Source organism: Rhizobium sp. SEMIA4064, from assembly GCF_003025035.1.
GTDB classification, from domain to species: Bacteria; Pseudomonadota; Alphaproteobacteria; order Rhizobiales; family Rhizobiaceae; genus Rhizobium; species Rhizobium paranaense.
Genome location: NZ_PYJN01000001.1, coordinates 187,501 through 200,090 on the forward strand (window position 1 = coordinate 187,501; position 12,590 = coordinate 200,090).

The window sequence follows — 12,590 nt, forward strand, 5'->3', positions numbered from 1 at the left end:
TATTTAGGTAGAGCGTCGAGCGAATACTCCCGGGGGTAGAGCACTGGATGGGCTATGGGGACTCACCGTCTTACTGATCCTAACCAAACTCCGAATACCGGGAAGTACTACTCGGCAGACACACGGCGGGTGCTAACGTCCGTCGTGAAAAGGGCAACAACCCTAACCTCCAGCTAAGGTCCCCAAGTCATGGCTAAGTGGGAAAGGATGTGAGGATCCCAAAACAACCAGGATGTTGGCTTAGAAGCAGCCATCATTTAAAGAAAGCGTAACAGCTCACTGGTCTAGTCAAGGGTCTTTGCGCCGAAAATGTAACGGGGCTAAAGCCATGCACCGAAGCTGAGGATTCCTCTTTGAGGAGTGGTAGCGGAGCGTTCCGTAAGCCAGTGAAGGGACAGCCGTGAGGCATCCTGGAGGTATCGGAAGTGCGAATGTTGACATGAGTAACGATAAAGAGGGTGAGAGACCCTCTCGCCGAAAGACCAAGGGTTCCTGCTTAAAGTTAATCTGAGCAGGGTTAGCCGGCCCCTAAGACGAGGCGGACACGCGTAGTCGATGGGAACCACGTTAATATTCGTGGGCCTGGTGGTAGTGACGGATTGCTCAACTTGTAAGGTCTTATTGGATTGATCTTGCAGGGACGCGGTTCCAGGAAATAGCTCCACCGTATAGACCGTACCCGAAACCGACACAGGTGGTCAGGTAGAGTATACCAAGGCGCTTGAGAGAACTATGTTGAAGGAACTCGGCAAATTGCACGCGTAACTTCGGAAGAAGCGTGACCCTTATGTGCGCAAGCATGTGAGGGTGGCACAGACCAGGGGGTAGCGACTGTTTACCAAAAACACAGGGCTCTGCGAAGTCGCAAGACGACGTATAGGGTCTGACGCCTGCCCGGTGCTGGAAGGTTAAGAGGAGGGGTGCAAGCTCTGAATCGAAGCCCCAGTAAACGGCGGCCGTAACTATAACGGTCCTAAGGTAGCGAAATTCCTTGTCGGGTAAGTTCCGACCTGCACGAATGGCGTAACGACTTCCCCGCTGTCTCCAACATAGACTCAGTGAAATTGAATTCCCCGTGAAGATGCGGGGTTCCTGCGGTCAGACGGAAAGACCCCGTGCACCTTTACTATAGCTTTACACTGGCATTCGTGTCGGCATGTGTAGGATAGGTGGTAGGCTTTGAAGCAGGGACGCCAGTTCTTGTGGAGCCATCCTTGAAATACCACCCTTATCGTCATGGATGTCTAACCGCGGTCCGTCATCCGGATCCGGGACAGTGTATGGTGGGTAGTTTGACTGGGGCGGTCGCCTCCGAAAGAGTAACGGAGGCGCGCGATGGTGGGCTCAGACCGGTCGGAAATCGGTCGTCGAGTGCAATGGCATAAGCCCGCCTGACTGCGAGACTGACAAGTCGAGCAGAGACGAAAGTCGGTCATAGTGATCCGGTGGTCCCGCGTGGAAGGGCCATCGCTCAACGGATAAAAGGTACGCCGGGGATAACAGGCTGATGACCCCCAAGAGTCCATATCGACGGGGTTGTTTGGCACCTCGATGTCGGCTCATCGCATCCTGGGGCTGGAGCAGGTCCCAAGGGTTTGGCTGTTCGCCAATTAAAGCGGTACGTGAGCTGGGTTCAGAACGTCGTGAGACAGTTCGGTCCCTATCTGCCGTGGGTGTAGGAATATTGACAGGATCTGTCCCTAGTACGAGAGGACCGGGATGGACATATCTCTGGTGGACCTGTTGTCCTGCCAAGGGCATAGCAGGGTAGCTATATATGGAATGGATAACCGCTGAAGGCATCTAAGCGGGAAACCAACCTGAAAACGAGTGTTCCCTATCAGAGCCGTGGTAGACGACCACGTTGATAGGCCGGGTGTGGAAGTGCGGCAACGCATGAAGCTTACCGGTACTAATAGCTCGATTGGCTTGATCGTTCCCATTGCTCATGCTCATCAGACGAACGTAAACGTTCATCTGCAATGAGTTTTGTCCTCACGCATGTACGGGTCTTCGACCCTATGCTGCGGACGGCGCGCCGGACTGCCGGCGACGCGCTCTGCGCTTGCGGACTTTGTCCGAAAACGCATCCAACGACGTGTTTAAAAAATCCAGCTTCTCATTCAAAGTTGCGCTTTGCCGACCTGGTGGTTATGGCGGGGTGGCTGCACCCGTTCCCTTTCCGAACACGGCCGTGAAACGCCCCTGCGCCCATGGTACTTCGTCTTAAGACGCGGGAGAGTAGGTCGCTGCCAGGTCTGCCAATCGCAACTTCCGAGCAAACCCAATAGGGTTTGTCCGATTACAATCTTCTCTGATCAACAAACGGCCTAGCCGTGTTACAATAGGCCGCTAACAAGCGGCCTTTGTCGCTTCTGGAAATACGACTTCGAGACCCAAATACAGTTGTCTCGAAAACAGGTGTGCTCCAAAAGGTGCCCACCTAACACGGACAAATCCTCCGGATTTGCTCGGATGACGCAAGCCGTAAGGCTTGCTGCGTCGAGACGAACTGCAAAGCAGTTCGCTCGAGGGCGGACAAACCGCAAGCGGTTTGCTCGGATGGCGCGGGGTGGAGCAGCCCGGTAGCTCGTCAGGCTCATAACCTGAAGGCCGCAGGTTCAAATCCTGCCCCCGCAACCAATCCAGCTTCCTTCCACACAACAAAGCCGCCAAAGATCACACACAAAGCCCCACACGGGGCTTTCTGCGTTTTTAGGATGCCGTCGCGGCGACGATATCAAATGGCCCTCGCCAACATAAAGACGCGCATACAGCCCAGACACCCAGCGCGCAGTCAGGCTGCTTGCCCGTCTGGCAAACCCAGCCAATACCTAGAGGCGCCGCCTCGAGTTCGTTTCGGCCAAGATTGCCAATCATCCGATATAGCCAACCTACACTTTGGCATCGTGTGGCCAATGCTTCCGTTCGATAGGCTCGCGCGCCGGCTTGGCGCATTCTCCCCGGCATTGGTCACGACCACTGCAAGAGCAATTTCTAAATCGGAAATCGGGAGACTGGACATGAAAATCGTTATTATCGGTGGCACAGGCCTTATCGGTTCAAAGACGGCGGAGCGGCTGCGCAAGAAGGGTCACGAAGTGATCGCTGCCTCGCCGAATACCGGGGTGAATACCATCACCGGAGAGGGATTGGCGGCAGCTCTTGCCGGCGCACAGGTCGTACTTGACCTGGCGAATTCGCCATCCTTCGAGGATAAGGCCGTCCTGGAGTTTTTCGAAACCTCCGGCCGAAACCTGCTTGCCGCGGAAAAAGCCGCCGGGGTGAAGCACCATATCGCGCTCTCGGTCGTCGGCACTGAGCGCCTGCCGAAAAGCGGCTATTTGCGCGCCAAGATGGCCCAAGAGAATTTGATCAGGGCTTCCAAGATCCCCTATACCATCGTTCACTCGACGCAGTTCTTCGAGTTCTTGGGCGGGATCGCTCAATCGGCAACGGTCGGCGACACCGTGCACCTGCCGGCCGTCAATTTTCAGCCCATCGCCTCGGACGATGTTGCTGATGTCATGGCGGATGTGGCGCTGGCCCCGCCGGTGAACGGTATCGTCTATATTGCCGGGCCTGAACGTGGGCGCTTCACCGACATTGTCGGGCGGTTCCTGAAAGCGAGCAACGATCAGCGCAAGGTCGTAGGGGATCCGCACGCGCTCTATTTTGGTACGGAGTTGGATGACGGTTCGCTCGTTCCTCGGGAAGGGGACAAGCCACGCATAGGCGCTGTCCGTTTCGACACTTGGTTCAGCCAATCTGCCCGCAAGAACTGACAATCAGGATTGCCGAGGCCTGGTTGGTCGCCAGGCCGTCCGCTCTCCTCCATTCTCAAATTGGAGATTTCACATGATCAGGATATTCCTTGGTGCGCTGGCGCTGGCCGCCGCTTCCGTGACCACAGCAAACGCCCATGGCGACTCGGCCAAACTCGTCTACGAGCATGCGCTGCCGAACGTTCCCGGCAAGAGTATCAAAGCCGTGCTCGTCGAATATGAACCGGGCGGCACTTCGCCTGCTCATACGCATCCAGCCTCCGCTTTCATCTACGCAACGGTCCTTGAGGGATCGATCCGAAGCAAGGTCAATGACGGACCGGTAAAGGTCTATCGTGCCGGCGAAAGCTTTTCAGAGTTCCCGGGCGATCATCACGGTATCAGCGAGAATGGTAGCAAGACGAAGCCTGCTCGCCTGCTTGCCGTGTTCGTTGTCGACACCAACGAGACCAACCTGACGACCTACGAGAAATGAGTTCGATCATCTCGCGGCAAGCCTCCCACTAACATTTGCCGCATCTCGAAGTGGCGTCGCGTCGCGGCGTCACTTCGATCGAGCTCTTCGGCTATGGGGATCGGCGGCCTGCGGCGAATGAGGGCAGGCATTGAATTCGGCAGCCGAAGCCGCGAGCGAAACATCTATTGCCCCGGCAGTCGGCCGTTGGGCACCGACAGGAGGCGATGATGCGCATCGAACGGCTCTACACAATGACATCGGCTCGCCTGATGGTGATCGATATCAACGCCACGCTGCAGGCTGCCGCTCTTTCGCTTTCCAATCCTGGGATAGGATTGGCCGTCGTCAGCGGCGAGAACGGGAAAGCAACCGGCGTGCTCAGCAAGTCCGACCTTATTCGCCACCTTACGGATCGAGAGCCGGAGGCCTCGGTGGTGACGCTCATGAGCAGGAATATCGTCTCCTGCGATCCCAATGATGAGCTCCTGGCTGTCTGGCAGATCATGGTGGTGCAGCGTCTTCAAAACATGCCGGTACTCGGTACGGATTCGAAGCCTCTTGGCGTTCTCGATATCCGCGATGCGATGAAGGTGCTCTTTGAACAGGAACAGCTCCAGGAGCATATGCTGGCGGATTACATAGCGGGAACGGGCTACAGGTAAGTGGCAACGGCCTGAGATCGGCCTCTCGATATTCAATCATTATCAATGTTGCCGCCGCCGAGAGATGATCATCATGCTGCAGGCATATCTTGACGGACTCGCGCGCGCTTCTCTGGCATGGCTGATCATTCTCGAGCTGGCTGGAATAGTCGTATGGCACTTGATCCCGCGTTGGCGGGCGAACCTCCGGCTTGTCGTAGAGATTGCCTTCTTTGCCGCGATGACCGCCGTTCTTGTCTACAGCGATATCTCGCCCAGCCGGTTTCAAGGTTACGGTCTTGAAGATGCTCATGCCTTTGTCGTCATCATGGCGAAGCTGCTGTGGTGGCTTCATCTCGCATGGGCCATCATCGGCTTCGTACGCATTTATCTGGTTCTCGAAGGCAAGCCACGCGAAGCTCACCTTCTGCAGGATATCGTCGTCGGGCTGGTCTACCTTTGTGTCACGTTGTCCGCTCTGGCCTTCGTGTTTGGCATTCCGATCGGAACGCTGGTCGCCACGTCCGGCGTGATTGCAATCGTCCTTGGTTTGGCACTCCAAAACACCCTGGGGGATGTTTTCTCGGGCATCGCTCTCACGCTCGGCCGCAGCTACTCCTTGGGCGACTGGATTCTGCTTGCGGACGGGACGGAAGGGCGTGTCATTGCCAGCACATGGCGGTCGACGCAGGTTCTGACCGGAGCGAACAATGTCGTCGCTCTGCCCAACAGCGTGCTTGCCAAGCTCGGACTGACGAATATCAGCCAGCCCGATGAAACGCATCTCCTCAAAATGACGGTGCGAGTCGCGCCGACGCGAATGCCCTCCATCGTCGAGGACGTTATGCACGCGGTCTTGGCCGGCTGTAACTCGATCGTTAGGGAGCCGCCCCCGCAGGTAGCGCTGAAGAACTTGGATGCCGTTGCCCTGGAAGTTGAGCTGCAGTTCTCGGTAAAGAACCCATCGCTGCGGACGAAAGCCCGAAATGAAGTGATGGACCTGTTTTATCGCCACTGCAAATCCGCCGGATTACTGCTGGCGATGCCACCATCAGCTATCGCGCTGATGACCGAACCGCCCACGGAAGAGCGCGCCAAGCCGCCCGAGATCACGCCGCTTGCCCTCATTGAAGCGATTCCCATTTTCGTTGGCCTGACGGGGTCCGAGAAGGAGCTCCTCGCCGGATCATGTGCGGTCCGCGAATATCAGAAGAATGATGTCATCGTTCATCAGGGAGAAATGCTGGCTTCCATGATGATCATCCGCGCCGGCATCGTCGCAATGCGTCATGGCGAGCAGGAACAGAGACGGCTGTCGCCAGGGGATTTCTTCGGCGAGAGCGGTTTGCTCGCGGGAATGGGCGAAGTCTGCACGCTGCAGGCGCTCACGCGCGTCACTGTCTACGAAATCGATCAGCAGAGTTTTGCGCCCCTGCTCGACGCGCGCCCGGCCATGGCGGAGGAAATAGCCGCAAGACTTTCCGCCCGCGCCGATCACGTTCGCCATCTGCCCCTCTCGACAAAGGGGGGAGAGGAACGGAGCGCCCGCGCCTTCCTGAAGGCGATGCGGACGATCTTCCGCAGCTAGCAATTATTGCGCCGCTATTGGCGACGGGGTGTGCAACGAAAAGTCGCCCTTGCAGGGCCACCGGCATGTGTGGCGGCTTCCTGGGCTGGCTTGGCTGTTCTCTCTATGCCCAGCCCTTATCGCGTGCCGGTCAATTTGGAGAATGGTGGAAGTCCGGCTCTTTTACCGAGACTCGGCTCTTTCCCTCTGAATCTGATGAGGATTTCCTCGCCGTCCACGGAGGCCCGTGTTCTCTCAAGATCTTCCCGTTCGGCGGCAGCCTGATTCCAATGTTCCTGATCGCGGCCGTCGGGACGGCCAGCTTCTTCCCACAAAGAATATGCACGTTTTTTGATCCACTCATGTGCCTGTTCAGTCGGCATTATGGTCTCCTCCAGATCAAGGAACGTTTTTAGGAAATTTTTGTCTCGATGAATGTGTGCCGGCGGACGCCAACATTTTGTGGGAATTTTCAGGCGCCCTCGACCACGGACGGAAAACCAACATTTGAAGGGAATGTTCCCGGCTTCTGATAAAAATTATAGGCGCCGCGGATCGGCGCATCAGAAACGCTCGCTAAGCTCCCTCGTGGGGACGATGACAAGCATGGTGGAGGCCTCGATCGGTGTCTTCACGCTGTTCGAATGCGCGAGGTTTCCGCGATCACTACCGCCAAGCTCTTGACGCTCGAAGGATGCTTCACAATTATCCATTTAGTTACTAGCGTCGCGCTTGGTTCGTGTCTCCAAGGGACATCGCGTTGGCGAAGCTGACATATTGATATCCCTGGAACCAAGCGGAGGAGGCGATGGTTACCGCCATTGATGTCAAAGCCGCAAGAATGTCGCTGGCATTTTCGACACTGGGCTGTGCGGAGTTGGAACTGGACGAGGTGCTCGCTCTGGCAGCACGCCACGGCCTCGACGCGATCGAAATTCGCGCGCTCGGCGGCATGATCGATCTGCCGTCCTATTTTGCCGAACGCTTCGGCACTCCGGCCGGCCTTGTCCATGCCCTGGAGCGTTCCCCGGTGGCCGTTTGCGCGCTGAACACATCGATGCGTCTCGTTGGCGCTACGCCGCAAGCGAAGGAAGAGTTCCTGCGCTATCTTCCATGGGCCGAAGCGGCCGGCATAAAGGCGCTGCGCGTTTTCGATGGCGGCAGCACCGGCGATACCGGCGAACTGTCCGAGGCACTGTCGACGCTGGAATGGTGGCGCGAGACCGCCAGCCGCGAGGGTTTTGCCGCCGATATCATGGTGGAGACACACGACTTTCTGGCGCACCCGGACGCGCTCGGCCGTTTTCTGGAAGCGGCACCCGATTGCGCCCTGCTCTGGGACACGCATCACACCTGGCGCAAAGGCGGACAAGATCCTGCGGAGACCTGGAAGCAAGTACGCCAGAACGTCAGGCATCTGCATGTGAAGGATAGCATCTCGAAGGCGAGCGGAAAGCTGCCATATACCTACGCGCTCCCGGGCGCCGGCGAGTTTCCTATGCCGGCGCTGCTCTCCGCATTGGCTGCCGATTGCTATGATGGCGTCATGAGTCTCGAATGGGAGCGGCTGTGGCATGCAGATCTTGCGCCGCTCGATCATGCCTTGCGGGAGGCAAGGCAAGCGAACTGGTGGCCGCAGCCCGATTAAAGCGGCCCCAGAGGTGATTCGCTGGTATTTGTTGCGGGCCCCGCCGGAAGAACTTACGTGCCCGACGCATCCCTCAATATAGCGCCCAATGGTTTGTGGCCGGAGATTGTTGCCGCTCGCTTCGGCAATAATTGAATTAGTAACTCAAAAAAATCGCATCAATTGAATGTTTGATGATACTAGTTTACATATTAGGAATATATTGATTCTAAATATGCTGTCGCCTTGACGCGACATATTCTGCTTGCGGAAGGGAAACTCTAGTTACCTTGAGTTAGAGGGCGTCTCACAGATGGAAAAGGCGGCTTTTGGGCACCAGAAATCCCATGCTCCCAGCCTGTTTGCGTCATTTTCACACGTCGGCCTTTCTTTCCAAATTTCGGTTTGCTGCTCATCTTGCAGCCGTTGGAGGCTTGATGAGCGGTAGAGGAAACCGGACTGACAAGGGGCATAATGCCCTGATTTTGAAGGCAATCGCCAAGGGCGGCCTGAGCTTTGTCGTACAGCCGATCCATGACGTCAAAAACATCGAAGAGATTCTTTATGCCGAGTGCCTGGCGCGCGTAACGGATGCCGAAGGCGTCGTTCACACAGCTGGCGCCTTCGTGCCGCAGTTGGAACGATTGGTCGGCCGCTTCGACCTCGATTTCCGTATGCTGGACATGATTCTGGCGGCCTTGACGGCGGATACGACACTGACACTCGGCTGCAATCTATCCGCAGCCACGTTGTCGGCGCCGGATCAATTTGCCGATATCTTCAGCCGAATCAGCCAACAGCCCGAACTCGCCTCCCGGCTTATCGTTGAAATTACCGAGACTTATCCGCCGGTCGGTGCCGCCATCGAACGATTGAAAATGATACGTGCACTCGGTTGCCGCATCGCGATCGACGATTTTGGCACCGGCTTTGCGACGCCAGCGCACCTGCTGCAGGTCTCGGCCGATATCATCAAAGTCGATGCGTCTTTTGTCCGCGATATCAGGCCAGGCCCGGATGGCCGCGACAGCCTCTATCATCTGGTCGGCTTTGCATCCTGCCTTGCTCCCATGGTCATTGTCGAGGGAATCGAAACCGAGGCGCAATTGGAGGCGGCGCGCACGAGCGGCGCGACGCATGTGCAAGGTTTTCTTCTGTCCAGGCCCGTGGCGCTTCAGCAGCTTCCACAGACCAAGGGCAAATTCGGCCTGCGGGAGGTTGGATGAATATTCCATCCCTCGTCCCACAAAACTGCGCGGCAAAACGAACCGACGGCTTGGAGTTCATCGGCGGGAAAAGCGGCTTGCCTGCCTTTCTTTCCGCCTCAATCGCGGAGGTGACGGTATGATCAAATATCCTTCCTTCCATCGGGATTATGATGTCTCCGCTGCCTCCACAGCACAGGATGTGCAGGCGCAAGTGCGGCTTAATCTGCTGTTCGAGGAGTTGCAGGGCCTGTTCCCCGGCGCTTCCTACATTGGTAGCGGATTGCCGTTCGCCCTTGTGGGCGGAGAGGACCCGCATATCGTCATTCGCAACGTGTTGGGAGATGTCTCCGGACGGGTCACGATCGACGCCGAAAACGGCCTTTATGTCTTTTGTGAACTCGACCGTGCCGCCGGCATCGTGCTGGCGACGGCGAGCGAAGAGCGGCTGATCGATGAGATCGTCGCACATCTCTCCGCCTGCGATGACAGCCTGGCGCCGCACACGGTGAACACCGCCGTCGGTGTTCTCGTCGGCCAGACCGTGGAGGATGTCGAGCGCAGGCTGATCCTTCAGACCCTGCGTCACTGCAACGGCAATCCAACCTATGCCGCCTTCATGCTCGGCATTCCCCTTATCGTCCTATGTACCAAGCTGGCCACCTATTTTGCCGATCCTGCAAAGGACTTTGCAGACGCCGCAGAGGATTTTGCAGATGCGGCCGGCCATGCCGAGCCCGTGGAGAAAGACCGACAATGAGCAGGCGTCCTCATCCAGGGATGCCGAAGATGCCGCAAACCAAAACCTGTGGAGTTTGAACCAATGCAAGATTCACGAATGGGTTTGTACATGAAGCAATCACGCGAGGCGGCTCACACCAGGCCACACGAGATCCGGGAAACGATGATGGACGCTTTCAGCAGCAGAAGAGACCAGCCCCAGCCGCAAATGCATGTTCTGTTTGATGGCTGTGTGAAGATTGTTTCGGCCTATGTCAGCCACAATCCCATTCTTGTCGGCAACCTTCCGAAGTTGATCGCGGATGTGCATGAAGCGTTGCAGGCTTTGGATGGATCCGCGCCTCCGCTGGAGCAAACCAGGCCGGTTCCCGCCGTCGATCTCAAGAAGTCGGTGACGAACGACTACATCATCTGCCTTGAAGATGGAAAACGCTTCAAGACGCTCAAACGGCACCTGCGCGTCCACTACGGCATGACGCCTGAGGAATATCGGGCAAAATGGGGTCTTGCTCCCAACTATCCGATGGTCGCCCAGAACTATGCGAACCGCCGTTCGGAACTCGCCAAACTCTCCGGCCTCGGCGCCAACGGTAACAAGCCGCAAGAATAATGGCGCCCTTGGGGAAGGGCGCCATCAACCTCCAGCGATATTTGCCGGCTAAACGACAGCCGGCTCGATAACTTGTGACGCCAGTTAGAAGACCTGGCGAAGCACGATGAAGAGCACGAAGGCAAGCGCGATCGAGGCCGGCAGGGTCAAGATCCAGGCCATCAGCATGTTGCGAACGGTGGACCATTGCAGGCCCGAACCGTTGGCGGCCATGGTGCCGGCGACGCCGGAGGATAGGACGTGCGTCGTCGAAACCGGCAGGCCGAGATGGTCGGCCGCACCGATCGTCAGCATGGCGACGACTTCGGCGGCTGCACCCTGGCCATACGTCAGGTGGGTCTTGCCGATCTTTTCGCCGACGGTGACGACGATGCGCTTCCAGCCGACCATGGTGCCAAGGCCGAGTGCCAGCGCCACGGCAACCTTCACCCAAAGCGGGATGAACTTGGTCGCGTGATCGACGGCGGCGTGATAGTTGGTCACGGCTTTCAGGTCGTCGGCGCTCATCGGCAGCAGCTTCTGCTTGTCGATCAGCTTCAGCGATTCACCGATCAGATAGATGTCGTTACGAACGTTGCCGACGAGGCCGTTCGGCAACTTTTCGACGCTCGGATAAGCGGCGATCTCGACGCTCGTGGCGTGGATATAGGCCTGCAGTGCCGGGGTGGTTGCGTCCGTCCAGGTCTTGCTCTTCACGGCATCGCTGACGACAGCCTTCGGGTCCGCAGGCGTGGCAACGCCGGGCTTCACATACTTGCCGAGGACAGTTTCGACCTGCGTCGAGGCTGCCTTGTAGGCATCGAGGTAGTTGATATCGGGTGTCCGGTTCAGCGCGAAAGCGGTCGGTACGAGGCCGATGAGGATGAGCATGATCAGACCCATGCCCTTCTGGCCGTCATTCGAACCGTGGGCGAAGCTGACGCCGGTGCAGGTGAAGATCAGCAGAACGCGAATCCACAGCGGAGGCGGCGCATTGCCCTTCGGCGCTTCATAGAGGTCCTTGTTGCGGATCAGAACTTTGGAAACCAGCAACAACAGCGCAGCGAGGCAGAAACCGATGATCGGCGACAGCAGCAGCGACAAGCCGACATTGCTTGCCTGCGACCAGTCGACACCGCTCGTGGCGGAACCGGCAGGGGCGAGGAACTGATTGGCAAGACCGACGCCGATGATGGAGCCGACGAGCGTGTGCGAGCTCGATGCCGGCAAGCCGAGATACCAGGTGCCGAGATTCCATACGATGGCGGCGGTCAACAGGGCGAAGACCATGGCGAGGCCGGAGCCGGAGCCGACCTGCAGGATCAGTTCGACGGGCAACAGCGCCAGGATGCCGAAGGCGACGGCACCGGAAGAGGTCAGCACGCCGAGGAAATTGAAGAAGCCCGACCAGATAACGGCAAACTCAGCCGGCAGCGAGCGGGTGTAGATGACGGTTGCGACCGCATTGGCGGTGTCATGGAAACCGTTGACGAATTCGAAGCCGAGCGCGATCAGCAGCGCCAATCCGAGCAGGATCCACGGAACCGCGGCAGCATTGGCAAGATCGCTGCCAAGGGCATAGCCAACATAGGCAAGGCCGCCAAGTACAACGATGCCGAAGATCGGCAGAAACCATTTAGCGGAACCGCCCGCGCCGTGAATAGGGTGATTGCTACCCTCAGTATTGCTTGAAACGACGTCGACCATCTCAAACTCCTTTATGACAAATAAAGTTGACCATTTAAGCGCGGTTGATGAACCTCTAATGACGCATAAAGAGATACTTATGCGGGTCATGGTTGTATCGTGCTTGCTCGCCGGCAGATGCGTTTCGCGTTAAGCGAAAGCTTATGGAAGGATCATCTCAACTTAACGTTCAACGTCTTGATTTCGCCGCGAAAATGCCTTTTTCGGTTCACCCGGCGTTCAGACGGCAGGGGTTTAAATCCGCTTGCAAGGGACTTGAAGAGAGGATCAT

The 12,590-nt window shown here is 57.4% G+C and carries 9 protein-coding genes, 1 tRNA gene, 2 rRNA genes and 1 pseudogene (1 of these 13 running past the window's edge); 11 read left to right on the plus strand and 2 right to left on the minus strand.

All coding sequences use genetic code 11. From position 1 onward, the window contains the following. From C9E91_RS00890 to C9E91_RS00920, 7 genes are all read left to right on the plus strand, one after another. A 23S ribosomal RNA gene (locus tag C9E91_RS00890) occupies window positions 1-1,937 on the plus strand; it begins 977 nt to the left of the window's first position. Window positions 1,938-2,143: 206 nt separating this feature from the next. After that, window positions 2,144-2,258 (plus strand): 5S ribosomal RNA (gene rrf / locus C9E91_RS00895). Between the two features lie 308 nt (window positions 2,259-2,566). Further along, window positions 2,567-2,643, plus strand: a tRNA-Met gene (locus C9E91_RS00900). A gap of 380 nt (window positions 2,644-3,023) precedes the next feature. Then, a complete protein-coding gene (locus C9E91_RS00905) occupies window positions 3,024-3,785 on the plus strand; it encodes an SDR family oxidoreductase (protein WP_107106500.1) in 762 nt (253 codons plus the stop codon). 73 nt (window positions 3,786-3,858) lie between these two features. Further along, entirely contained in the window at window positions 3,859-4,260 is a 402-nt protein-coding gene (locus tag C9E91_RS00910) for a cupin domain-containing protein (protein ID WP_107106501.1), read from the plus strand. A gap of 209 nt (window positions 4,261-4,469) precedes the next feature. Beyond that, window positions 4,470-4,904: a CBS domain-containing protein gene (locus C9E91_RS00915; RefSeq protein ID WP_107106616.1), complete on the plus strand. Its 435-nt coding sequence runs from the start codon at window positions 4,470-4,472 to the stop codon at window positions 4,902-4,904. Window positions 4,905-4,977: 73 nt separating this feature from the next. Further along, window positions 4,978-6,471: a cyclic nucleotide-binding domain-containing protein gene (locus C9E91_RS00920; RefSeq protein WP_107106617.1), complete on the plus strand. Its 1,494-nt coding sequence runs from the start codon at window positions 4,978-4,980 to the stop codon at window positions 6,469-6,471. 116 nt (window positions 6,472-6,587) lie between these two features. Here C9E91_RS00920 and C9E91_RS00925 read toward each other — a convergent pair whose 3' ends face one another. Continuing rightward, window positions 6,588-6,833, minus strand: a complete 246-nt coding sequence (locus tag C9E91_RS00925) for a DUF2934 domain-containing protein (protein ID WP_107106502.1) — start codon at window positions 6,831-6,833, stop codon at window positions 6,588-6,590. A 425-nt stretch (window positions 6,834-7,258) separates the two neighbouring features. Between C9E91_RS00925 and C9E91_RS00930 the strand changes: the two genes are divergently transcribed. The 4 genes and pseudogenes from C9E91_RS00930 (at window position 7,259) to C9E91_RS00945 (ending at window position 10,633) form a co-directional block, all read left to right on the plus strand. Further along, on the plus strand, window positions 7,259-8,098 hold the full coding sequence (locus tag C9E91_RS00930) for a sugar phosphate isomerase/epimerase family protein (RefSeq protein WP_245407396.1): 840 nt from the start codon (window positions 7,259-7,261) through the stop codon (window positions 8,096-8,098). Between the two features lie 416 nt (window positions 8,099-8,514). Further along, on the plus strand, window positions 8,515-9,303 hold the full coding sequence (locus tag C9E91_RS00935; RefSeq protein ID WP_107106503.1) for an EAL domain-containing protein: 789 nt from the start codon (window positions 8,515-8,517) through the stop codon (window positions 9,301-9,303). Window positions 9,304-9,811: 508 nt separating this feature from the next. Further along, window positions 9,812-10,042, plus strand: a pseudogene (locus C9E91_RS20130) (helix-turn-helix domain-containing protein); the annotation flags it as partial. 147 nt (window positions 10,043-10,189) lie between these two features. Beyond that, window positions 10,190-10,633 carry a Ros/MucR family transcriptional regulator gene (locus C9E91_RS00945; protein ID WP_210203674.1) on the plus strand — a complete coding sequence of 148 codons (444 nt, stop codon included), beginning with the start codon at window positions 10,190-10,192 and terminating at the stop codon, window positions 10,631-10,633. A gap of 84 nt (window positions 10,634-10,717) precedes the next feature. Here C9E91_RS00945 and C9E91_RS00950 read toward each other — a convergent pair whose 3' ends face one another. Further along, window positions 10,718-12,319 carry an inorganic phosphate transporter gene (locus C9E91_RS00950; RefSeq protein ID WP_107106504.1) on the minus strand — a complete coding sequence of 534 codons (1,602 nt, stop codon included), beginning with the start codon at window positions 12,317-12,319 and terminating at the stop codon, window positions 10,718-10,720. Window positions 12,320-12,590: the final 271 nt, after the last annotated feature.

Bases quoted from the DNA above. Each gene is read 5' to 3' on its own strand.
- C9E91_RS00905 (WP_107106500.1), top strand. From the start codon at position 3,024: ATGAAAATCGTTATTATCGGTGGCACAGGCCTTATCGGTTCAAAGACG.
- C9E91_RS00910 (WP_107106501.1), top strand. From the start codon at position 3,859: ATGATCAGGATATTCCTTGGTGCGCTGGCGCTGGCCGCCGCTTCCGTG.
- C9E91_RS00915 (WP_107106616.1), top strand. From the start codon at position 4,470: ATGCGCATCGAACGGCTCTACACAATGACATCGGCTCGCCTGATGGTG.
- C9E91_RS00920 (WP_107106617.1), top strand. From the start codon at position 4,978: ATGCTGCAGGCATATCTTGACGGACTCGCGCGCGCTTCTCTGGCATGG.
- C9E91_RS00925 (WP_107106502.1), bottom strand. From the start codon at position 6,833: ATGCCGACTGAACAGGCACATGAGTGGATCAAAAAACGTGCATATTCT.
- C9E91_RS00930 (WP_245407396.1), top strand. From the start codon at position 7,259: ATGGTTACCGCCATTGATGTCAAAGCCGCAAGAATGTCGCTGGCATTT.
- C9E91_RS00935 (WP_107106503.1), top strand. From the start codon at position 8,515: ATGAGCGGTAGAGGAAACCGGACTGACAAGGGGCATAATGCCCTGATT.
- C9E91_RS00945 (WP_210203674.1), top strand. From the start codon at position 10,190: ATGGACGCTTTCAGCAGCAGAAGAGACCAGCCCCAGCCGCAAATGCAT.
- C9E91_RS00950 (WP_107106504.1), bottom strand. From the start codon at position 12,319: ATGGTCGACGTCGTTTCAAGCAATACTGAGGGTAGCAATCACCCTATT.